This is a genomic window from Gardnerella pickettii (genome assembly GCF_029226345.1).
Classification (GTDB): domain Bacteria; phylum Actinomycetota; class Actinomycetes; order Actinomycetales; family Bifidobacteriaceae; genus Bifidobacterium; species Bifidobacterium piotii.
The window spans coordinates 949,154-971,743 of sequence record NZ_JAKNCU010000001.1 but is presented as its reverse complement, the minus strand read 5'-3'; the positions used below and the strand labels follow the sequence as shown (position 1 = coordinate 971,743).

Genomic DNA, 22,590 nt, shown 5'->3' with positions numbered 1-22,590 from the left:
GTAGCGCGAAAAGGCAATTCGGAGCGCTGAGCCGCTCAAAACAGAAGCACTGCTTCTGTGCTGCAAAGCGCTTTGACTGAGATTGAAATTGCAAAACGCATTTCAAGCTCCTTCAAAGCGTGATTTGGCTCAAATGTAAAGTCCAGTGGACTTTACATGCCAAATCAGCCGAGCGGCTACTAATAGCCGCGAGGAATAGCGCGCTTAGACCGCGCTAACGATTACCTGCCTTTTCGTTTAGCGCATAGCGCGCGGCTTCCTATTTGGTGTTGCGCGAGGTTTGAGTATTTCTCTCCTCGCAGGCGCGCCAACCTGCCTGAGCGCTAAAGAGCGTAGCGCGAAAAGGCAATTCGGAGCGCTGAGCCGCTCAAAACAGAAGCACTGCTTCTGTGTGGCGAAGACGTTAGCGCGCTTAGACCGCGCTAACGATTACCTGCCTTGTAGTGTGTTTGTATATGATTTACGGCGTGTCGCTATACAATCGCACTACAAAGTCGGTAGGATTTTTGTTTTGATATAAAAAAGACCGCAGCTAAAAAAACTGCGGTCTTAGTTTATTCTGCTATTTTCTTGTGATTGATTAGTAAATCACTCGCAATCTTCTGGCTTAGGGATTAAGAACGAGCATGCAAACGCGAGCGCAAGTAGCACGATTCCAGCAATCATCGAAGCAACGTAGCCAGTGGTGGCTCCAGCGTTCTGCGCAAAATTGGTCATAACAGCGTAAAGAATCGCAAAGCTCAATCCTGCACCAAGGTTAAACGCTCCAGCATTCATACCAGGCAAATATCCAGGATTATCCTTAGGCGAAAGCACAATTCCAAGGCCGTTAAGCATAATGTTTGCAACACCTGCGTAGCTAATTCCAAGCCACAAGGAAAGCACTACGAGTCCCCAAACAGAAGGCATCTCGGAAACATACATTCCAAATACAACGCCAAGAACGCTTACGAGGATTCCAGCGCGCAAAACGAGTCGGTAGCCAAACTTTGCAGCAAGCATGCCAGCAACAGGGCCAAACACAAAGCCAATGATTGCGTATGGCGTAAGAGTTGCAAAGCTCACAACACTTGCGCTCATTGCAGCACCAGACTTAGCATCTTGTGCAAGCTGTGGAACAACGCCATTCATGATTGCAAAAACGCCCGTCATTGTAAGAAGCGTGCAAGAAAGCAAGCCCCAAGTGCGGCGTTGGCTCATATATTTTGTAGAAACAAGCGGAGCGGAGTTTTTGCCCTCTACGTTCCAGAAGATTACAAAGAAAACGATTGCAAGAACTACAAGAACTGCAACAAGCGTCAAGTTGGCGCCAGCAAGCTTGCCGATTTCGTTAATCGCAAGATATGCAGCCAAGAACGCGATGCCAAGCGTTACAACGCCAACCCAATCCATCTTAGGAGTGTCTTGAGCGTGCGATTCTTCAGTCTGGAATATAACCAAAAGAACTGCAATTACGCCGATTACAGCCATAGTCCAAAATACGGATCTAAAGCCAAAGTTGCCTGCGAGCCAGCCGCCTGCAAGTGCGTCCACGCCTGCAATTCCGCCGTTTACAGACGTTAAAATTGCCATCAACTTTGCGTAGCGCTTTTCTTCGCTAACGCGCACGCGCAGCATAATCAAGCACATTGGCACAACAGGACCGCTTGCGCCTTGAAGGATTCGGCCAATCATAAGAACCGTAACATTTGGTGCAATGGCGCTAATAACGCATCCTAAAATGGTTGAAACCAGAATGCCTGTAAGTACTTTTTTGCGACCAACAATGTCTGCCAAGCGAGGTAGGAATAGCGAAAACAGCGCTGCCGCCGTAAAGAACACGGTTTGTGTTAGCGCGATTTGCGTATCCGTTGTTTTAAGCTCGTGCGTCATAGTGGCGAGTGCTGGGGAGAGCATGGATGCGTTTAGCTGGAACGCAAAAATGGCCACTAGAAGTGCGGTCATAAGTGCTACGATTGAGCGCCCGCCCTTGTCTAACATGTGTGGAGCTGGAGATGAAACCTCAGTCATAATAACTCCTATATATTTGTTTGGTTATTAGGGATCTTCTCTTGTTAGGGATTTTCTCTATTATCTTTTATTTATTTGTTTGATGTCTATTGTTTGACTTATTTGGTTTATTTGACTTATTTGGTTTATTTGATTCCATCGATTCGCTTTAGAGCGTCGATAATCAAATCCCAGAACTTGTTAAAGTCAAGCTTAGTGGCCACTTGCGTATGGCATTCGCTGGCTGATGGCTCTGGTCCGCGCAAATCTGCAACCGTCATTCCAAGTGTTAAATCGCCTTTAATTTCAACGTCTAGAGGGCATCTGCGAGTTTGTACAACACTGTGGTCAATCAAGTACGCAACCGTGCAAGGATCGTGCACAGGTGGGTCAATAAAATCTTGATTGTTTTGGTATGTTTTGCGGAAGAAGTCCATCAAACCGCTTGCAAACGCAGAAAGAGGTGTGCCGATTGCGTCGATTTTAGCTTGTACTTGCGGCGTGCAAAGTGCTTGGTGCGTTAAATCAAGACCAACCATTGTAATAGGCCAATCTTCATTAAACACAACGTGAGCGGCTTCAGGATCTACCTTAATGTTAAATTCTGCGACCGCGCTCCAATTGCCAACGTGGTAGCCGCCGCCCATAAGCACAACTTCCTTAACGCGGCTAACGATTCGCGGCTCCATTCGCGCAGCCATTGCAATGTTTGTAAGTGGGCCAGTTGGAACAAGTGTAATCGTGCCTGGCTCGCTGTTCATAATCGTGTTGATAATCCAGTTTACTGCGTGGCCTTCGTCTAATGGGCGAGTTGGCTTTGGAAGCGTTACTCCGTCTAGGCCAGTTTCGCCATGAATGGATGCAGCCACTTCTAGCGGGCGAATCATTGGACGATCGCATCCTGCGTGAACTGGAATGTTTGTTGCGTGAGCCATTTCTAGCGTTGCTCGCGCGTTGTATGTTACTTTTTCGAGGCTTTGATTACCGCCGACTGTTGTTACGCCAATCAAATCAATGTTTGGGTTGCCAAGCGCTAGAAGAATTGCCATCGCGTCGTCGTGGCCAGGGTCGCAATCTAAAATGATTGAAGTCATTGCTGCTCCTTAGTTGTTTAGTTATATGTCAGTTGTATTTGGGATTTAGATATTTTATGCTTAGGCTTTTTAGCAAACTTCATTGTTTAGCGTAGTTTTGGATAAATCGCCAGAAACCAGTGCTAAGCAACATTTGTTGATGTTAATAAACAAATGACCAATACAATTTTAACAAGGATAAAATTTGACACAAGTAAAAAAGATACATAAGTCAAAATAAATTAAAATGATATGCTTAAAATATGCACGTAATTGCAGGAAGATTTAAGGGCACGCCATTATGCGCCGCAAAGTCATGCACAAGACCAACAACAGACCGCACAAAAGAGGCGATTTTTTCTAGACTTGACTCGTGGGGAGTGTGCGGGGGAGCGCGCGTACTCGACTTATTCGCAGGCACTGCAGCTCTAGGTGTAGAGGCGATTTCTAGGGGTGCAAACGAGCTGGTGTGCGTAGAGGCGAACGCGGCTGCGGCGTCACTAATTGCAAAAACCGTTAAAGTGCTAGAAAGTCAAAGCGCGTGGAGCCAGGATTTAAGCGTGCGCGTAAATAAAAAGCGCGCAGAGCAGTTTGTGCAAGACTACAGCGGCGAGGCTTTCGATTTGGTGTTTATAGATCCGCCGTACGCGTTGGAAACAGAGCAAGTTGAGCTTTTGATTGAAAACATGGTTAATAGGGGAGTTGTGAGCGCTGCTGCAGATACGTTGATTGTTTTGGAGCGTAGCGCGCGCAGCGTTGTGCCTAAGATTTGCGCGGGGTGGGAGATTTTCGACACGCGCAACTATGGCGAAACTGCCGTTATGTTTATTCAAACCTCGCATTGATGGCTTTGTTTGCGTTTAGAGCGTGACCAAGTGAGGTAGAGATTCAAGATTTTTCTTGTAGTGCGTTTGTATTAAAAAACACCAAAATCAAGTACAATCGCACTACAGTTTTGTTTGTTTGTGTAGTGCGATTGTATGACGACACGCCGTAAACTCGGTACAATCGCACTACATGGCAGGTCCTGTCGTTCGCGCGTTACAGCGCGCTCACGTCTTCGCCTCCGTAGAAGCACACCGTGCTTCTACGCTAAGCGGCTCAGCGCGCCAAATTGCCTTCTCGCGCTACGCTCTAAGCTCGAAGGCAGGTTGGCGCGCCTGCGAGGATAGAAATACTCAAACCTCGCGCAACGTTAAGTGGGAAATTGCACAACAACAACCAATAGGGAGCCGTTCTATCGATAGCTAGATTTATAGGCGTTTTGGCGAATCGCCAGAAACCTCCCACCCAAGGCTAATCAGCGTTTTTCTATCTTGCTTACTAAGCGACTTGCAATCAAGTTTTTCAATCAAATCTGGTCTAATTTGACTTGTGCGCTCCAACGCATCATCTCTACGGAATCGATCCACTTTAGCGTGGTCGCCAGAAGTTAGAATCGCAGGCACACTAAGGCCGCGCCAAGTTGTTGGTCGCGTGTACTGGTGATGCTCAAGAATCGCGTCCGCGCCCGTGTACGACTCTTCCACAATCGACTCAGGGTTACCCATAAAGCCTGGAATCAAGCGCGTAATGGCCTCTACCATAACGCTAACAGCAACTTCGCCGCCGTTAAGAACGTAGTCGCCAATAGAGTACTCGCGCACATCTAAGCCGCGCGATTTGTAGTATTCTGGGATTCGCGCGTCGTAGCCTTCGTAGCGGCCGCATCCAAACACAAGTCGCTTTGCGTTTGCTAATTGCGTTGCGTCTTTTTGCGAAAACAGTGGTGCAGAAGGATTTGGGAAGATTAGAATTGTACCGTTATCAACGCTATTGTTTGCGATGCAGTTATTGTCGTCGCAGACATTGCAGACATCGCAGCCGTCGCCGCTGTTATCTGCGATATTATTGCCACTAAAAAGCAGCTCATCAAGGCACTCCGACCACACTTCGGGCTTCATCACCATTCCAGCGCCGCCCCCAACTGGCGTATCGTCAACAGATTGATGAACGTCGTGTGTCCATCTTCTAAGATTGTACGCGTTAATTTTAAGCAAGCCATTATCTTGCGCTTTACCGAGCAAACTCAGATCAAGCATGCGAAAATATTCAGGGAATACGGAGATTATGTCGATTTGCATTTTTATAAGCCTTAAGCTTAAATCCTGCGCATTAAAGCCCAGGGATTAAGCCGCCTGGAGGGTCTAAAGTTAAATATTCGTTTTTAAGATTTACTTCTGGAACAAGCGCTTGAACAAAAGGAACTAGCGCAATTTTATCATCGCCAACTGGCTCCAAAAGGCGGATTTTAAGCAGCGACTGCGCGCCGTCCACAACGTCTACGACTTTGCCGATTTCGCGAGGAGCAACACCAAGTGAATTATTCTTACAAATGCGCGCGCTAAGGCCTACTAAATCCTTAATATACCAGGCGTTTTCTTGCTCTAACTCTTCCGCGCTTTGAGCCTTAGTGTAAAGCTCCAAGCCGTTTAATGCCTCTGCATCATTACGATTTAGACTCTGTTCAAAAAGCAGAATCCAGCGGTTTTTGAAAGTGCGAGAAGCTTCAATTGTAAACTCGCGCTTGCCGTCTTGAGTGTAAAGCACATTGCCTGGTTCAAAGCGATTATAAGGCTCGTCTGTAAAGATTTGAACCGTAACTTCGCCTTTTAATCCTTGCGCTTTTCCAATACGACAAACCCTCAGTAGGGTGTTTGAACCTTGCTGAGGGTTGTCAAAAAGTTGGTTTTTAGCCACGTTCAATCTCACTTACGTACGTCCATAATGTCTACGCGCACATTGCGACGGCTTAGAGCCTGAACAACAATACGAATAGCATTAGCGGTACGACCGTTTCTTCCAATAACGCGACCGATGTCTTCTGGATTTACGCGCACGCGCAAAAGTTCGCCGCGAGCGTTTGAATGAGAACGCACGGATACGTCATCTGGAAAATCCACAATGTTCTTAATGAGATGTTCCACAGCTTGAGCCAGCATAATTACTCAGCCTTTTCCTCGGCTTCAGCATCTGCTGCTGGAGCTTCTTCGGCTTCGTTCTTAGCGGCTTCTGCAGCAGCCTGAGCCTTTGCAGCGGCTTCGGACTTAGCAGCCTTAAGCTTCTGAGCTTCGGCTTCTACAGCTTCAACGCGAGCCTGAGCGTCTGGGCCAGCTTCGCTAGTCTTCAAAGTGCCTTCTGCACCTTCAAGACCCTTGAACTTCTGCCAATCGCCAGTAATCTTTAGCAGCTTCAACACTGGTTCGGTTGGCTGTGCGCCAACGCCAAGCCAGTACTGTGCGCGATCAGACTTAATCTGAATCAAAGATGGCTGCTTGTTTGGATCGTAGATGCCGATCTCTTCGATGGACTTGCCGTTACGCTTGTTGCGCGAATCAGAAATCACAACGCGATAGAAGGCGTAGAACTTCTTGCCCAATCTCTTAAGACGAATCTTGGTTGCCAAAATGGCTCTCCTTATAACTAGAGTCGTAGAATTTCGCTCGGGTGTGGGGCACTCCTTGCGAGTTCCACTGTTCCTCGCGTGGTCGATAAGAGGGCTTCGATTCACGCGAATAACTTTTCTATTATGACTGATTGCGTGGACTAAGCATTTTGCCAAGAATGTTGCTCAAACTGGCGTGTTGAGCTACAAATTCGGGCTAAGACGTGGGCGTCTTTTCCTTGCTTGCTATTTGCGCGACTTCATATTTGGTGTGTAGGAGGGCTGGGTGTTTCTGCGTTCGCGCGGATTAGCCGCGCTCACGTCTTCGCCGCGCAGAAGCAGTGCTTCCGCTTTGAGCGGCTCAGCGAATCGAGGTGACTTCTCGCGCATTATGCAGCTCGAAGTCGTCGATTCGCCGCGAAAAATCTCGAATCTCTACCTTACTTAGTGGGGTATTGTATGCAAAGAGCATTGTTATTCGGGCGAATAAGCGGGGAGTTAGAGGGGAGCTAGAGGGGAGCTAGAGGGGGATTGAAACGCAAACGATTAGCGCAAAGTGGTCGCTGCCGTCCACGCGAATTGTGCTTTGCTCTGTGGCTTTAGCGCTGCAGCCTGTTGATTTTACTAGCACATGGTCAAGCGCAAGATTTGGCCATTTTTGCCACGTTGGCCAAGTCTTTAGTCGCTTGCCGATTTGCATTGATGCGTCTAAAAAGCCTGATTTTAGTAGCGTTCTAAAGCTTGGGTGGTCTGGGGTGGAGTTTAAGTCTCCTCCTATTATTGTGACTTTTTTGTATCCGCTTTTATTATGATTTTCGCCGATTTTTGCAAGCGCCATTATTCCGCTGCACCAAGCCGCGCATCCGCGCATAGGCGATTTTGGATGCGCTGAGGCGAATGTTATTAGAAGATTTTCCGCGCGCGAATCGCCAGAAACCGCCGTAACAATTGGCACGTTTGCTGCATCAATCTTAATCGACTTACCAAAAGATTTAACATTGCTTAGTCGCGTATAAATCGCGTTAAATCCGCCATTTTCGTGGTTGTTTGTATTTCCCAATTGAACATGCGCAAAATCGCGTTTAATCCCAAGTTTTTCAAGGTTTTTTACAAGTTTTTTGCTTACTTCTTGCAAAAGAATCGTATCGATTTTATGCGTTTTTGCTAGCTTTATTATTTGACTTGCGTTTGCGCGGCCATATCTGCAATTAAGCGTCATAACGCGGATTTCTAGTGATTTTTCCTGCGATCTTGTCTGCGATTTTTCCTGCGTTTGTTCCCGCAATCGTCTTGAAAAATAGGGCGAATACGATTTCAAAGAGATTACGAACAACACAATATATGCAACGCACAAAAATACGTAAGATTTATAAAATCCATTTTGCGAGCGCGTTGCAATTGCACTTACAATGCTGGCGATTAGCCCAAACCCTGCGCAAAACGGCGCAATCGGAAGCAGCGCAATAACATAGGGCAGTGGTTTTAGCCCGTCTGCTCCAGCTGGCAGCCACCTAAGCAACTGCCAAGCTAAAAGCAAAACAAGCGCAACAAGTAAAATCGCAAGTAAAATCGAGTAAATCATCTACTGATTATCTGTTATTAGCTTATCTGCCGAAAAGTCCTGCGAGTCCGCCGCCCAAATTAGGCGGCAAATCAGGCATTCCGCCAGCAAAATCACCTTCGCCACTCATAAGATTTTGAAGATTTTCTGGCAAATTATTAGGCAAATCCTGCTTCTTCTTCATAAAGGCAGACTCGCCAGCGTCATCGCCATTATTTGAATTATTTGCAGAAGAATTTCCAGACAAGCGGTCTCTAAGCGCGCGCTCCTCGGCCTCGCGGCGCATAGGATTGCCAGACTTTCCGCCCTTCTTCTTGCTCTTTTTGTCTTTACGCTTAGACTTTCCAGCGCCGCCGCCAAACCCAGGCATTCCGCCCATTCCTGGCATTCCTGCGCCGCCGCCATTGCTCATGCGCTTCATCATCTTAGCTGCCTGCTCAAAGCGTTGCAAAAGCGCGTTCACTGCGGAAACCGAAACGCCTGCGCCAGCTGCAATACGCGCGCGCCTAGAACCATCAATAATCTTTGTGTCTTTGCGCTCTTTAGGCGTCATCGAGCGAATAATCGCCTCTGTGCGGTCTATCTCGCGGTCGTCAAACTGCTCAAGCTCTTGCCTGTGCGCTGCCATTCCAGGCATCATGCCAAGAATCTTCTTCATAGAACCAAGCTTTTTAACCTGTTGAAGCTGATCCAAAAAGTCGTCTAGTCCAAAAGTTCCTTCAGATATTTTTGCAGCCGCTTTTCTAGACTCTTCCTCGTCAAACTGCTTTTGCGCATTCTCAATAAGCGTTAGAATATCGCCCATGTCGAGGATTCTGGAGGCCATTCTATCTGGGTGGAAAATCTCAAAATCCTTCAAACCTTCGCCAGTAGAAGCAAACAAAATCGGCTTGCCTGTAACGCTTGCAACAGATAGTGCAGCGCCGCCTCGCGCATCGCCATCTAACTTAGAAAGCACAACGCCTGTAAAGTCAACACCCTCGTTAAAAGCTTGAGCTGTGCGAACAGCGTCTTGACCAATCATGGCGTCTATAACAAACAGAATTTCTTGCGGATTAACAGCATCGCGAATTTCTCGCGCTTGATGCATAAGAGCATCGTCCACGCCAAGGCGACCAGCGGTATCAATAATAACCGTGTCGTACATTTTTGCGCGCGCGTAGTCAATGGAATCTCGCGCAACTTTAACAGGATCCCCAGTGGCTAAACCAGCCGAAACAACTTCGCTGCCGCCATCACTTTGCACACCTCGCTCTGGCGCAAAAATCGCCACGCCTGCGCGCTCGGCAACAACCTCAAGCTGCGTAACGGCGTTAGGGCGTTGCAAATCCGCCGCAACAAGCAAAGGTGTATGCCCAGAATCTTTAAGCCAGTAGCCCAATTTTCCTGCAAGCGTTGTTTTACCAGCGCCTTGCAAGCCAGCAAGCATGATTACGGTTGGGGGGTATTTTGCAAAATTCAGCGGACGCTCAACGCCTGCGCCCAAAACGTTTGTAAGCTCGTCGTTTACAATTCGCACAACCTGTTGAGCAGGATTTAGCGCGCTAGAAACCTCTTCGCCTAGTGCGCGCTCGCGGATTTTAGCGGTAAAAGATCGCACAACGTCTAGAGCCACGTCTGCGTCTAAAAGCGCGCGGCGGATTTCGCGAATCGTGCCGTCGATGTCGGAATCGGATAATTTGCCTTTTCTGCGCAAGTGCTTGAATGCGCCAGAAAGTCTTTCTGTTAACGAACTAAATGCTGCCATAATTGCTCTATTCTATCTGCTGTTGTTAACGTTGCGTGATTACTGCTATTTTGGTTGCGTTTACTAGCGTTGCGTTTATTAACGTTGCGTTTTCTGTACTTACGCTTACTTCAAATGCCACGAAGATCCTTGAACCGCATCTTCAATCACAATTCCCGCGTTATTTAGCGCGTAGCGAATCGCATCCGCTGTCGCAAAATTCCTCATCTCTCTGGCATTCGCTCTAGCTTGAAGCAGCGAGTTGATTAAAGCGTTCAAAGCAGTGCGCTTCTTGCTGATACTGCCGCTGCCGCTGCTACTGACGCCCTTGCTGCCATTTGCGCCTTCTGCAGAAGATTTCGCATTAGAAGCCCAAGGTTCTGCATAAATGTCTAATCCGAGTGTGTCTAGCATGGCGCGCACTTGCAAAACCTCGTTATATAGCAGTTCTTGAATGATTTCGATTTGTGATTGCGCCTCATTTTGCGATATTTTATGCGCTTTCGCAGCGTTTTGCATTTGTGTATAGTAGTCAAGAAATGCATTTCCTTGTCGAATTGCTGTAAATATTGCTGCGTTTGCGCCGGAAACGTTAATATCGTCGTTCATTGCGCGCGTAAAGTCTTCCGGAAGCTTGTCCGCGTTTACGCTTACTACCGCTTCTCGTGTCGGCTGCGCTTTAATTACGCGTCCGGCTCGCTCAAGGAAGTTGCTTATGCGATTGTAAGCAGCTTTTGCTTCTACCAAAGCTTGATCCGACCACTCCAACATTGCGCGATACTGCACAGCTCCCAGCGCGTAACGCACAACCCAAGCCGAATTATTCGCCAAAACTGTTGGCACGGAAAGCCCATTTCCCAACGATTTGCTCATCTTCTCGCCTTTGGCTGTAACCCACGCGGAATGCATCCACACGTTTGCGCTTTCCCAGCCGGCGGCACGCGTTTGTGCCATCTCGTTTTCGTGATGCGGGAATCGCAAATCCAATCCGCCGCCGTGAATGTCAAAATCGTCGCCAAGATAACGGTGGCTCATAGCAGAGCACTCAATATGCCAACCTGGGCGCCCCTCGCCAAAAGGTGTTTTCCAGCGCGCGTCCGGCTGATCGAAATCGCAAGGAGCTTTCCAAAGCGCAAAATCCCTAGGATCGTGCTTGTCTGGGGAAGCGTCGGCCGGGTCGGTCGGGTTGTAAATATCGTTGCCGGCTGAGTCTACGCTTGGGCCTTTTGTATCCGCAATTGAGGACGCTTCGTCGCAACTGTTTACATCACGATTTTGATTTTGGTGCGTAAGCTCGCCGTAATGCTCCCAACTTGGCACGTCAAAATAAACGTTGCCAGTAGGATTTCCCGAATCGTCTTTAATAACGTAAGCGTGACCGCGCTCAATCAAGCGCTCAATCAGCTCAACCATATCCGTAATATGACCGGTAGCTCGCGGCTCAACCGTCGGCGGCAAAACGCCTAAAGTGTTATAAGCTTCACTAAATTCGCGCTCGTAAAAGTAGGCGCGCTCCCACCAAGTTTGGCCGGCTTCACTAGCTTTTTTCATGATTTTGTCGTCAATATCTGTGACATTGCGCACAAAAGTAACGTTGTAGCCTAAACGTAGCAGCCAGCGGCGGATTACGTCGAAGGCGATTGCTGCGCGAATATGACCTATGTGCGGCGAGCTTTGCACAGTTGCTCCACACACGTACATTCCAACGTGGCCAGGAGTAACGGTTGTAAACTCGCTAGTGCTGTGAGTTGCCGTGTTGTATAAGCGCAATCGCGCGGCTGCTGCTGTAAGAGTTCTGTTCGTATTTTCAAGCATAATCTCAATTATAATAACTCACGCTCACGTCTTCGCCGCACGTAAAGTCCAGTGGACTTTACGTTTAAGCGGCTCAGGCAGGTCGTCGCGCTTGCTTTTGTTTCCAAAATCGGCCGAAATGTAAACAAATGCGGGCAAAAAGAAACAAACGCAGGAAATCGCTCGCGCGCTACGCTTTGAGCACGCCGTAACTCGCGAGCGATTTGCAGAGAATGTTGCTCAAATCGGCGTGTTGAGCAACAAAATGCGTAGATAGGCATAGGACTATGATTGCAAGCAGATAGAAATCGCAAGCGCTGCTACGGAAAAATGGCCACTAACCGCCCGCCGAATGCACGCCACTAAAATCGCAAGAAAGGATTGAAAATGATTGATTCTTTTGATTTCGCAAAGTCTGAAGTAAAGTCTGACGTAAAATCCTACGCAAACTCTTCCGTACTCATGACCGATATGTACGAGTACACAATGCTAGACGCAGCGCTAAAAGACGGCACAGCAGACCGCAAATGCGTTTTTGAGATTTTTACGAGGCATCTTCCGCAAGGTCGCCGCTACGGAGTGGTAGCAGGCACAGGCAGAATTTTAGAGGAGCTAGCGCGATTCCACTTTAGTGACGAGGACTTGCGATTTTTGCAAGACCGAAAAATCGTAAGCAAAGACACCATTAAATGGCTAGAAAACTACCATTTTAGCGGCAAAATCCGCGGTTATAGGGAAGGCGAAATGTTTTTCCCAGATTCTCCGATTTTGCAAGTTGAAGGAACTTTTGGCGAGTGCACATTGCTAGAAACACTGCTGCTTTCCGTGCTTAACTACGATTGCGCAGTGGCAAGCGCCGCCGCACGCATGGTTTCCGCATCTGCTGGAAGGCCGTGCATGGACATGGGCGGCAGGCGCACAAACGAGTGGTCGGCGGTGGCTGCCTCGCGAGCGGCGGTAATCGGCGGTTTTAAGGGAACTGCAAACCTGCTTGCGGCAAAGCTTTACGGGCTTAAGGCGATTGGAACGGCTGCGCATTGCTTTACTCTTGTGCATGATTCGGAGCGCGCAGCCTTTGAGTCGCAGATTGCCGCGCTTGGCAAAGGCACAACGTTGCTTGTAGACACGTACAACGTGGAGGAGGCTGTTAAAACCGCCGTGCAAGTTGCTGGCGCGGATCTTGGCGGCGTGCGCATTGATTCGGGAGATTTGTGTGTTATGGCTCGTCGCGTGCGCGCGCAGCTCGATGCGTTGGGCGCTAAAAACACTAAAATCACGGTTACTAACGATTTGGATGAGTATGCGCTTGCGTCTTTGCAAAACGCGCCAGTCGATTCCTACGGCATTGGCACAATGCTTGTTACGGGTTCGGGCGCGCCTACTTGCGCAATGGTTTATAAGCTTACAGAGCGCGAGGGCGCGGATGGCGTTATGCAACCTGTTGCTAAGAAGTCTAAGAATAAGGCGACTGTTCCAGGGCGTAAACTTGCGTATCGTTCCTACGATTTTAGTGGCGGCGCGAATGGTGGTGCTGCTGGCAATGGCGTGGCTGACTGCGAACACGTAATTTCTGGTTCGGAGAGCGCACTCGCGACTTTTAAGCCGCAAGATTCTTGGGAAGATTTGCTAGTTGACTACGTGCAAAATGGCGAATTTAATACGGAGTTTATGGGGCATGACGCGATTATGCGAGCACAAGATTATTGTGCCAAAGCGCTTAGCAGACTTCCGATTTCTGCTCAAAGTCTTATGCGTGGCGACCCTGCGATTCCTACAGAAATCAGCGTTTTAGGCTAGTTTGAGTTAGCTTAGACTAGTTTCTAAATCAGCTTTAATTTGAGTTGCTCTAAAAGCCCAGATTGTTCATCTCTTCGTAGATTTTTTTGCACTCTGGGCAAACAGGGTAATCGTTTGCTTCACGTTTTGGAATCCACACTTTTCCGCACAGCGCCACAACAGGGCGGCCAGTCAAGCGCGATTCGATTACGCGATCTTTGGAAACGTAGTGTGCAAAGCGGTCTGCGTCGCCGCCATCGTCCATTTTTGCGGATTCGTCTACTTCTGGCTTTTCGAGCACGCTTGTGCTTGTGCTAGACCCAGAATCTGGGAGGCTTTGCGAATCGTCTTCCATAACAGCGTTCAAATTAGCAGCGTTTAAGCTATCGCCATATTTTGAATCATTTGAAGATGAATCATTTGAAAACGTCATTGCATCCCTTTCGTACAAATCCTTTTCACACAAATCGTGTTTGCACAAATCATGTTTGCATAAATCATGTTTTGTTGCTTGCGATTTATGTTTATACAAGCATAAGCCATAATCGCAACAAACAATCAAACGATACATCTGCCAAGTGTTTCATCTCAGATTTGTTAGATTTGTCTCATCAATGATGCAAATATAACGAATTTAGGCTAAAAAATGTTACAAATGTCTCATGAGCGAGACAAATATAACGAAAATCAGCCAAAAAATGTTACAAATGTCTCATGAGTGATACAAATCTAACGAATCTGTAGTGGGCTTGTGCCTGCTCGTGGCTGATTCCTGCATAACCAGTGTCTAGCTCGTGGCAGATTCGTGGTAACCTAAAAGTATGACTATAGCTGTTTGCCCAGGCTCCTACGATCCCGTTACAGCCGGACACTTAGACGTGATACAACGTTGTACGCATCTTTTTAACGAAGTGCATGTTTTAGTGGCGGTTAATGCGGCCAAAACGCCCATGTTTTCCGAGTCGGAGCGCGTGGATATTATTCGCAAGGCGCTGGAAGACTTAAAAGACGATTCGCCAATCGGCAAGTTTGCGCCACCTTTGCGCGGTGCAGCTAAATCGCCAGCGTGTAAAATAGTTGTTTCTTCTACAGATGGTCTTATTACAGATTATTGCAAAAAAGTTGGAGCAACCGTAATCGTTAAGGGATTGCGTCAAAATGGTGACTACGAGGCGGAGCTTGGAATGGCGCTGGTTAATCGCAAGTTGGCTGGCATTGAAACCATGTTTTTGCCAGCGGATCCTATTTTGGAGCATGTTTCTAGCTCTGTTGTAAAAGATGTGGCTCGTCATGGTGGCGATGTTTCGGGAATGGTGCCAAATAATGTGATTCCACTTTTGCAAAGCGTTTTTTCTAAAACAAATGTATCGTAATCATAAAATTAGCGAAATATTGTAATGGCAAGTTAAATATCACCGAAATAAGTACAATATTACTAAAATAAATACGTACTAAATAAATACGTACTAAAATACATACAATAAAATTGTTAAGAGATAAGAGAGCAGCTACTTAGCGAAGGAGCGAAAATGAGCGAAAACGAAGACGACACAATGGAAAGCCAAGTATCGGCAAATCGCAGCCAAAAGTTGCCATTAAATCCAGTGATTGCAAACAACGACGATTCGCCTAGTGCTGCTTTTGAAGCTTACGACGCTGTGCCTGCGGCAAGTAAGGTTAATGATGATGCTAGTGACGCTGCTAGCGACTCAGCGGCTGCTGGCGACTCTGCGGTTGCTGGCGATGAGGCTGCCAATTCTGCGGTTGCTGGCGATAATGCGCAAAACTTGTTCCCAATGCCAGATTTGCGCGAGCGAGAAGACGGCGGCGCAATAGCGTTTGACGACGAAGAAGAAAACGTGTTTAAGGCAGCGGATCCGCAAACCGTTAGTGAGGAAGTGCGCACAAAGTCGCGTGAAGAGTTCACTACTGTGTACGACATAATCGACACGATGGAAACGGCGTTAAATAGCGCAAAGGGAGTGCTTTTTGCTGCTGGAATGGCAAAGGTGGATCGCGAAGAGTTTGGCGATTATTTGTCTAGGCTAAAAGACATGCTGCCTGTTCAGCTGGAGCGCGCTAGTGCGTTAATGCGAGAGGCAGAGAGGCGTTTGCGAACGGCTCAAGCTCAAGCAAATTCTGTTGTAAGTTCGGCTCAAAGTCAGGCTGCGCAAATGGTTGAGGAAGCTCAGGAGCGAGCCAGATTCTTGGCAGGTCAAGAAAATGTTGTTGCGATTGCAAAGAATCAAGCGCGCGAGATTGTAAGCAATGCGCAAGCAAAGGCTGAAAAGCTTACTCGCGGTGCGGATCAGTACAGTGCCACGGTTATGGAAGGCTTAAAGCAGCAATTAGATAAGCTTGAGCAAGACGTTCAAGCAGGTCAGCGCGTTTTGGAAGAGCGTAGACGCGCAGCTGCACATGTGCAAAATCAGGCTGCGAGTAAGATAGATGACGAATTTGACAGCGAAAGCAGTGAAAGAAGCGACGACGAAAGGAATTAAAATGACATCGCATCCCTCCCAGTCTTTGTGGGCGGTACCAGTTGCGCAAATGGCGGCGCGAGCGGGAAGTAGCATGCAGTTGCATCGCGCGTTCCCAGCGCCAGAGGGCATTGGAGACAGCGTTATTGGCGTGCAGCCAGGGAGCGATGTTACAGTAGACGGCAATTTTGATTCCGTTGTGGACGGGCTTATGTTCCAGGGCACGATTACGGCGCGAGTACATGCAGAGTGCTCGCGATGCTTGATGCCGTTGCATAGGGATTGGCCTGTTGATGTGTGCGCGTTTTTTGCGCGCGTGGAAAGCGGCAAAGGCGGCAAGAGCGCAAATGGCGGCGCGCGTTCTAATAACTCTAATGATGATTTAGAAGATGCTGATATTTGGGACGAGGGCGACGATTCTGGAAATGTGTATCCGCTGGTTGGTGGCGGCGATTTTGCCGACATTGAGGCGCTGATTCGAGACACGATGGTTAGCGAGTTGCCACTTAAGCCTTTGTGCGAGCTAGATTGCAAGGGGCTTTGCTCGCAGTGTGGCGAGAATCTGAATGAGCATCCAGAGCATCATCACGACGTTACGGATATTCGTTTTGTGGCGCTTGAAGGTCTTAAGGAAAAGCTTGAAAAATCGCAAAATCGCGGTTAATCCGCGCGAACGATTACCTGTCATGTAGTGCGATTCTGAATAATGTATGGCGCTTGCTGTAATATACAGAACGCTTAAGCTCAATCGGTTGAACGAAATAGAGGAAAGATTATGGCACTGCCAAAGTACAAGACCTCGCGCGCTAATACTCATTCGCGTCGCGCCAATTGGAAGGCTTCTGCCGTGCAGACTATTACCTGCCCGAACTGCGGTTCGCCAGCGTTGTCTCACATGGCTTGCCCAACCTGCGGTAACTTCCGCGGTCGCGTGTATCGCGAAGCAATTCGCTCTGCGCACACCAAGTAGGTTGTATTTTAAGAGAACCCTGCCATCGACGGGTGGCAGGGTTTTTGTTTTTTTCCTAGTTTTTGTTGTTTCCCGAAAATGTACGTGATTTAGGTCAAATTTGGTACAAAAGCGCGAATCGACTTGCATGAGCGCTTAGAGCGTAGCGCGCGAATGCACTTCGATTCGCTGAGCTTGCTTAAGGTTGAAAGCACGGTGTGCTTTCAACGCAAGCGAAGACGTTCGCGCGGCTAATCCGCGCGAACGATTTGTCAAATATGCTACAAAGTCGGGAAGCATATAGCGCAAATTAATGACTTCAACGCATGCGCTATAATGTTGAAAATATGAGTGGGAACAATACAAAAGATCACTATGACGTTCAAAATGATGTAAAAAGTGACGTCAAAAGTAATGACAAAAGTGACGTTCAAAGTGACGTCAAAAATGACGTTCAAAATAGCGCGTACAAGGACCCAAATCATCCAGAAAATACTAGAACTGGCAGCATTGGCGTTGCGCGCACTCAAGATGGCCACACGCAGAATGGTGACCCCACTCAGGAGCTTTTGCGCGCGCTCGGCACTACGATTTCTCCAGATTTGCTTGTTGAGGCTCTCACTCATCGATCTTTTTCGCACGAGCATCCAGGCACTAAAAACTACGAGCGTCTAGAGTTTTTGGGAGACGCTGTTTTGGAGCTTGTTTCTACAGAAACGCTGTTTTCTGCTCACCCAGACATGACGGAAGGCCAGTTGGCTAAGCTTCGCGCTAAGGCTGTTTCGGAGTGGGCTTTGAGCGCGGTTGCGCGAGATAAGTTGCACGTTGGGCCGTATATTCTTTTGGGTCATGGCGAGATGGAGCATGGCGGCGCTCAAAAAGACTCGATTTTGTGCGATATTGTGGAGGCGCTTATTGGCGCAACTTTTGTTGAGCATGGCATTGACGAGGCGCGCGCTGTAGTGCATCGCTTGATTGACGACACTTTGGCGGAGGTTCTTACAGAAGGCCCTGCGTTGGATTGGAAGACTTCGCTTACGGTTTTGGCGCACGAGATGGGGCTTGACGAGCCGCAATATAGGATGTCGGTTTCTGGCCCAGATTATGCGCCCGTGTTCCATGCGCGTGCTGTTTTGGCGCACGAAAGTGGTGATGAGCTGCTCGGCGAGGCGGATGGTTCTAGCAAGCGCAAGGCTCAGCTTGCGGCTGCAGATAAAGCTTGGCATGTGTTGGATAGAAGGCGTAAGTCGAGCGGAGAAAGCGGTAATTAGGTCTTTCTGATTGCTGTTATATAGGCGATTCGAGGCGGTTCTATGGCTAGCAGTCGTAATAATAATGATTTATTATTTGACGATGATTTGGTATCGTCAACGGAAGCTTGCGACTTTTGCGACTTACGCTACCACTGTGCGCGCTACGTTGACTATTTGCGCGCAAACAAAGGCCTTGGAAGCGCCACCTTGCGCGCGTATAGCGCTGATGTTTTGCAATGCTTAGAGTGGTGCAATCGCAATGGTTTTTGCGATTTGCGCGAGGTTTCTACGAGTGTTTTGCGCCAATGGATGTATTGGCTTAACAAGAATCACGCGCGCTCGAGTTTGGCGCGCAAAGTGGTAGCTGTGCGCGGCTTTTTTGCGTGGGCTACGCACGTTGGTTTGATTAGCGCGAATCCTGCGCAAATTCTTGCAACTCCTAAGATTGCTAATGAGCTTCCTACTGTTTTAGACGAAGCGCAAGCGCAAAAGTTGCTTGATTATGCGGATAATTGCGCGGATAACTTTGCGCAGGATTCAACTGAGCAGGATTCAACTCCGCAAAATTGCACGCAAAAAAAGCCGCGCGCGCAAAAGTCGCAAGCTTCCGAGCGTAAAGAAAATACGCCACAAAAATCGCCCAAAAAATCCCCTCAAGAACATGCAATCGCCCTTAGAAACGCTGCGATTCTAGAGCTTTTATACGCAACGGGCATGCGCGTGGGGGAGCTTACAAGCATTAATGTGCAAGATATGGATTTTGAAAATCACACTGTAAAAGTTACAGGTAAAGGAAACAAGCAGCGCGTTGTGCCTTTTGGCGTTCCTGCTGCAAACGCTTGCAAAGAGTGGATTGAGCATGGTCGAAGTGAGCTGCTGGAAAAGCACGCAGAAAGCTCGCAAGCGCTGTTTTTGGGCGCGCGAGCAAAGCGCATTGATCAGCGCATTGTTAGGAGTATTGTTCATGCAGCTGCAGCTGCTGCAAACGTGCCAGATGTTGCACCGCACGCGCTGCGCCACAGTGCTGCAACGCATATGCTCAACGGTGGAGCGGACCTTCGCGAGGTTCAGGAGCTTTTGGGGCATTCGTCGCTTAACACAACGCAGCGCTACACGCACGTTTCTATTCAGGCTCTTAAGCAGCGCTACTCGCAAGCCTTCCCGCGTGCGTGATTTTTGCTCCACCCCCACGCTTCATCTGTCCAGGCTTTAATCATCGAGCGGGACCTCGTGTATAGTTCCGCCTGTTTCTTCCATGTGTGCTATGGATTTTTTTAGACGACTTATATTCTCTGGATTGTAAAACGGATCTGCTGAAACTTCGAATGGTATTCTGTGCTCTCTTCCAACTTTCTTAGCAAATATTGTGAATGCTGCACTCATTGAAAGTCCTAGCTCTCGGCAAACATTTTCCATAAGTCGTTTATCGTCTGCATTTAGCTTGAAATTAATGTTCACTGTATTTGTTGTCATATAGATTACCACCTTTCTAAATAAGATTTTAATAAAAATGCAATAAAAAATAAAGTATTTTTCTTTGTGTTTAATTGACATATAGAGAGAATGAAAAGATGTGATTTGAATCACGTAATGCCGCCGCGTGGCTAAATGTATAATCGACTTATAAGCTTGATAGGAGGGTAAAACAGTGGTTGATGATTCAAATAAGCCTGAATCAAGCGCATTGATGAATAGCGTATCGACGAATAAGAATGTAGCGAATCAAAACGAATCCAGCGACTCAAAGGTAAGCGCCGCCGAATCCAGCGCGGCAGACGTTGAAATGAGCCAGTATGTAGCAGATCGCGCTCGCGTAAACGAAGATAAAATCCGCCAAGACGAGCAAATCGTTGCCGAATTTGGCGAATACAATTACGGTTGGCACGATTCGGATGCTGCAGGCGAAGCTGCTAAGAAGGGCATTGACGAGTCGGTTGTTCGCGCAATTTCTGCCGACAAACACGAGCCAGAATGGATGCTAAACCTTCGTTTGCAAGGCTACCGCGCGTTTTTGCAAAAGCCGATGCCTGATTGGGGCGTGGATTTGCGCGGCTTTGACGCAGACGATTTTAAGTACTACGTTCGCCCAGTACACGATCAAGCGAAAACTTGGGATGATTTGCCAGAAGACATTCGCAAAACTTACGATAGGCTTGGCATTCCAGAAGCGGAGAAAAAGCGCTTAGTTTCAGGCGTTGCAGCACAGTACGAGTCGGAAGTTATTTACAATTCGATTCGCGAGGACTTAGCAGCTCAAGGCGTGATTTTTGTGGATACGGATACGGCAGTTCAAAAGTATCCAGATCTTGTAAAAAAGTATTTTGCAACTGTTATTCCAGTTGACGACAACAAGTTTGCGGCTCTTAACACCGCAGCTTGGAGTGGCGGCTCGTTTGTGTACGTGCCAAAAGGCGTGCATGTGGATATTCCGCTGCAGGCTTACTTCCGCATTAACACGCCGAACATGGGTCAGTTTGAGCGCACTTTGATTATTGCAGACGAAGGATCGTACGTGCATTACGTTGAAGGTTGCACAGCTCCGATTTATTCCACGGATTCGCTCCACGCTGCAAACGTTGAAATCGTTGTAGAAAAGCATGCGCGCGTGCGCTACACAACCGTGCAAAACTGGTCAAATAACGTGTACAACTTGGTAACTCAGCGAGCTTACGTGCGCGAAGGTGGCACAATGGAGTGGGTTGATGGAAACATTGGCTCCAAGGCTACTATGAAGTATCCTGCTTGTATTCTCGCCGAGCCGTACGCAAAAGCGGAGACTATGTCTTTGAGCTTTGCGGGCCGCGGTCAGTATCAGGATACGGGTGCGAAGATGATTCATTTGGCTCCGCACACGAGTTCTACGATTGTTGCTAAGTCGATTTCGCGCGGCGGCGGTCGCTCGGCTTACCGCGGTCTTGTGAAGATTGTTAAGGGCGCTAGTGGCTCTAGCTCTTCGGTTGTGTGCGACGCTTTGCTTGTTGACGATTTTTCTAGATCCGACACTTATCCGCATGTTGACGTGCGCGAAGATAACGTTTCTATGGCTCACGAGGCCACTGTTTCCAAGGTTTCCGAGGATCAGCTTTTCTACTTGATGAGCCGAGGGCTGGAAGAAAAAGAGGCCATGGGAATGATTGTGCGCGGCTTTGTGGAGCCGATTAGTCGCCAGCTGCCGATGGAGTATGCTCTGGAGCTTAATCGTCTTGTGGAATTGCAAATGGAAGGATCCGTGGGGTGATGAGCGAAGATCTGAAAAAGAATTTAGGCAATAAAATGACGGAAAAAGAAATTAATATTCCTGTAGCAGACCCTAACGATCCTTATGCTGTTCCTGCTGCAATGCCTTCTAGTGCAGATAAATCCGTGCGCTCTTTTAACGTGCAAGACTTTGCTATTCCAACGCGCAAGCAGGAAGATTGGCGATACACGCCAGTTGAGCGAATCGATGAGTTTTTTGAAAGCTTTGAGCCGTCTAATAACGTTACGGTAGAGCTAAAAGGCGTTGATGGCGATTCGCGCGCAACGCTACAAATTCTGCCAAAAAACGAGGCTCCGCACACAGAAATGAAGCCTTCGGATCGAGTGGCTGCTGTTGCGTGGAATTCTGCAAAGTCGGCATACGTTTTGCATGTTTGTGGCGAAGTTACAAAGCCAATAATATTGCAAATCCACGGAAACAACTTGCAATCACTAGACGCTGTGAAATCACTAGACGCATTGCACTTAGTGATAGAAGCCGATTCCTGCACAAATGCGGATATTATTGTAGAACACACAGGAGTTGCAAAGCTTGCTGAAGGCGTAGAAATCATTCTTGGAGATAATGCGCACGTTTCTACAACGTTCATTCAAGAGTGGGATTCAGGCAGCAAACACGTTGGAAATCATAGGATTCACGTGGGTGCGGGCGCTTCACTTCGTCACACAATGGTCACTCTTGGCGGAGACGTTGTGCGAATCCGCATGGATCAGGATTTTGGCGGTGAAAAGGGCGATTTGAACATGCTTGGCATGTATTTTGTGGATCCAGGCGAGCATGTTGAGCATCGCACTATGGTTGTGCACAGTCACCCAGAATGCAAGTCGCGAGTAGTGTATAAGGGCGCGCTGTACGGCAAAGGAGCGCATTCTACGTGGGTTGGAAACGCGCTTATTAAGCCAGAAGCTCCAGGCACGGATTCGTACGAGTTGAACAGAAACCTGGTGCTAACTCCTGGCGCGATTGCCGATTCGGAGCCAAATCTAGAAATCGAAAACGGAAATATTATTGGCGCAGGTCACGCAAGTTCTGTTGGCAGATTCGACGACGAGGAGCTGTTTTACTTACAATCTCGCGGAGTGAGCGAGGCAGATGCTAGAAAGCTTGTTGTGCGCGGATTCTTTAACGAGCTTATTGATGAGATTGGCGTGCCGCAAATCGTAGATCATTTGATGGCTGCGATTGAGAGGCGTTTAGCTAAGACTGACGAATCTGTAAATGCGAACGAGTCGCAAGCAACCGAAAAATCGCAAGCAACCGACGAATCTGTAAATGCCGACGAATCGAAATATGCGGAAGAATAGGA

General features: G+C 48.0%; 21 protein-coding genes. 10 read left to right on the top strand and 11 right to left on the bottom strand.

The features are described 5' to 3' along the window. Positions 1 to 588: 588 nt before the first annotated feature. Positions 589 to 2,010 carry a uridine transporter UriT gene (gene uriT, locus MAF46_RS03800; RefSeq protein WP_004131836.1) on the bottom strand — a complete coding sequence of 474 codons (1,422 nt, stop codon included), beginning with the start codon at positions 2,008 to 2,010 and terminating at the stop codon, positions 589 to 591. Between the two features lie 125 nt (positions 2,011 to 2,135). Further along, positions 2,136 to 3,083, bottom strand: coding sequence for a uridine-preferring nucleoside hydrolase UriH (uriH, locus tag MAF46_RS03795; RefSeq protein WP_004131838.1), 948 nt, complete (start codon positions 3,081 to 3,083; stop codon positions 2,136 to 2,138). Positions 3,084 to 3,325: 242 nt separating this feature from the next. On the opposite strand from uriH, the gene MAF46_RS03790 reads away from it, so the two are divergent. After that, the gene (locus tag MAF46_RS03790) at positions 3,326 to 3,907 is read left to right on the top strand and encodes an RsmD family RNA methyltransferase (RefSeq protein WP_060785662.1); all 582 of its coding nucleotides are present in this window, start codon (positions 3,326 to 3,328) and stop codon (positions 3,905 to 3,907) included. 408 nt (positions 3,908 to 4,315) lie between these two features. Here MAF46_RS03790 and trmD read toward each other — a convergent pair whose 3' ends face one another. From trmD to cysS, 7 genes are all read right to left on the bottom strand, one after another. Further along, on the bottom strand, positions 4,316 to 5,185 hold the full coding sequence (gene trmD / locus MAF46_RS03785; RefSeq protein ID WP_060785663.1) for a tRNA (guanosine(37)-N1)-methyltransferase TrmD: 870 nt from the start codon (positions 5,183 to 5,185) through the stop codon (positions 4,316 to 4,318). 31 nt (positions 5,186 to 5,216) lie between these two features. Next, positions 5,217 to 5,801 (bottom strand): ribosome maturation factor RimM, encoded by a 585-nt coding sequence (rimM, locus tag MAF46_RS03780; protein ID WP_060785690.1) that lies wholly within the window; start codon positions 5,799 to 5,801, stop codon positions 5,217 to 5,219. A gap of 8 nt (positions 5,802 to 5,809) precedes the next feature. Continuing rightward, a complete protein-coding gene (locus MAF46_RS03775; protein ID WP_004131855.1) occupies positions 5,810 to 6,043 on the bottom strand; it encodes an RNA-binding protein in 234 nt (77 codons plus the stop codon). Positions 6,044 to 6,045: 2 nt separating this feature from the next. Continuing rightward, the gene (gene rpsP / locus MAF46_RS03770; protein WP_004113466.1) at positions 6,046 to 6,507 is read right to left on the bottom strand and encodes a 30S ribosomal protein S16; all 462 of its coding nucleotides are present in this window, start codon (positions 6,505 to 6,507) and stop codon (positions 6,046 to 6,048) included. Positions 6,508 to 7,006: 499 nt separating this feature from the next. Continuing rightward, a complete protein-coding gene (locus MAF46_RS03765; protein WP_060785664.1) occupies positions 7,007 to 8,068 on the bottom strand; it encodes an endonuclease/exonuclease/phosphatase family protein in 1,062 nt (353 codons plus the stop codon). A 22-nt stretch (positions 8,069 to 8,090) separates the two neighbouring features. Continuing rightward, on the bottom strand, positions 8,091 to 9,794 hold the full coding sequence (ffh, locus tag MAF46_RS03760; RefSeq protein WP_060785665.1) for a signal recognition particle protein: 1,704 nt from the start codon (positions 9,792 to 9,794) through the stop codon (positions 8,091 to 8,093). Between the two features lie 105 nt (positions 9,795 to 9,899). Further along, positions 9,900 to 11,588 (bottom strand): cysteine--tRNA ligase, encoded by a 1,689-nt coding sequence (gene cysS, locus MAF46_RS03755; RefSeq protein ID WP_060785666.1) that lies wholly within the window; start codon positions 11,586 to 11,588, stop codon positions 9,900 to 9,902. A gap of 366 nt (positions 11,589 to 11,954) precedes the next feature. Here cysS and MAF46_RS03750 point away from each other — a divergent pair, with 366 nt between their 5' ends. Beyond that, on the top strand, positions 11,955 to 13,364 hold the full coding sequence (locus MAF46_RS03750) for a nicotinate phosphoribosyltransferase (RefSeq protein WP_060785667.1): 1,410 nt from the start codon (positions 11,955 to 11,957) through the stop codon (positions 13,362 to 13,364). Positions 13,365 to 13,413: 49 nt separating this feature from the next. Here MAF46_RS03750 and MAF46_RS03745 read toward each other — a convergent pair whose 3' ends face one another. Beyond that, positions 13,414 to 13,698 (bottom strand): DUF3039 domain-containing protein, encoded by a 285-nt coding sequence (locus MAF46_RS03745; protein ID WP_414101494.1) that lies wholly within the window; start codon positions 13,696 to 13,698, stop codon positions 13,414 to 13,416. Between the two features lie 466 nt (positions 13,699 to 14,164). Here MAF46_RS03745 and coaD point away from each other — a divergent pair, with 466 nt between their 5' ends. From coaD to MAF46_RS03715, 6 genes are all read left to right on the top strand, one after another. Then, the gene (coaD, locus tag MAF46_RS03740) at positions 14,165 to 14,716 is read left to right on the top strand and encodes a pantetheine-phosphate adenylyltransferase (protein ID WP_018633895.1); all 552 of its coding nucleotides are present in this window, start codon (positions 14,165 to 14,167) and stop codon (positions 14,714 to 14,716) included. Positions 14,717 to 14,872: 156 nt separating this feature from the next. Continuing rightward, positions 14,873 to 15,844 (top strand): hypothetical protein, encoded by a 972-nt coding sequence (locus tag MAF46_RS03735; protein WP_060785669.1) that lies wholly within the window; start codon positions 14,873 to 14,875, stop codon positions 15,842 to 15,844. Position 15,845: 1 nt separating this feature from the next. Beyond that, the gene (locus MAF46_RS03730) at positions 15,846 to 16,487 is read left to right on the top strand and encodes a YceD family protein (RefSeq protein ID WP_060785670.1); all 642 of its coding nucleotides are present in this window, start codon (positions 15,846 to 15,848) and stop codon (positions 16,485 to 16,487) included. Between the two features lie 111 nt (positions 16,488 to 16,598). Next, positions 16,599 to 16,793 carry a 50S ribosomal protein L32 gene (gene rpmF, locus MAF46_RS03725; protein WP_004113441.1) on the top strand — a complete coding sequence of 65 codons (195 nt, stop codon included), beginning with the start codon at positions 16,599 to 16,601 and terminating at the stop codon, positions 16,791 to 16,793. Positions 16,794 to 17,098: 305 nt separating this feature from the next. Next, a complete protein-coding gene (gene rnc, locus MAF46_RS03720) occupies positions 17,099 to 18,043 on the top strand; it encodes a ribonuclease III (protein ID WP_060785671.1) in 945 nt (314 codons plus the stop codon). Between the two features lie 42 nt (positions 18,044 to 18,085). After that, positions 18,086 to 19,198, top strand: a complete 1,113-nt coding sequence (locus MAF46_RS03715; protein ID WP_060785672.1) for a tyrosine recombinase XerC — start codon at positions 18,086 to 18,088, stop codon at positions 19,196 to 19,198. Positions 19,199 to 19,234: 36 nt separating this feature from the next. On the opposite strand, the gene MAF46_RS03710 is transcribed toward MAF46_RS03715, so the two are convergent. Next, positions 19,235 to 19,498 carry a type II toxin-antitoxin system RelB/DinJ family antitoxin gene (locus tag MAF46_RS03710; RefSeq protein ID WP_004113434.1) on the bottom strand — a complete coding sequence of 88 codons (264 nt, stop codon included), beginning with the start codon at positions 19,496 to 19,498 and terminating at the stop codon, positions 19,235 to 19,237. Positions 19,499 to 19,673: 175 nt separating this feature from the next. Between MAF46_RS03710 and sufB the strand changes: the two genes are divergently transcribed. Together sufB and sufD are read left to right on the top strand one after the other, a co-directional pair. Continuing rightward, complete coding sequence (gene sufB, locus MAF46_RS03705) at positions 19,674 to 21,263, top strand: Fe-S cluster assembly protein SufB (protein ID WP_060785673.1); 1,590 nt, start codon at positions 19,674 to 19,676, stop codon at positions 21,261 to 21,263. Next, on the top strand, positions 21,263 to 22,588 hold the full coding sequence (sufD, locus tag MAF46_RS03700; RefSeq protein ID WP_060785674.1) for a Fe-S cluster assembly protein SufD: 1,326 nt from the start codon (positions 21,263 to 21,265) through the stop codon (positions 22,586 to 22,588). The genes sufB and sufD overlap by 1 nt, the downstream gene beginning before the upstream one ends. The last annotated feature ends 2 nt before the right edge of the window (positions 22,589 to 22,590 follow it).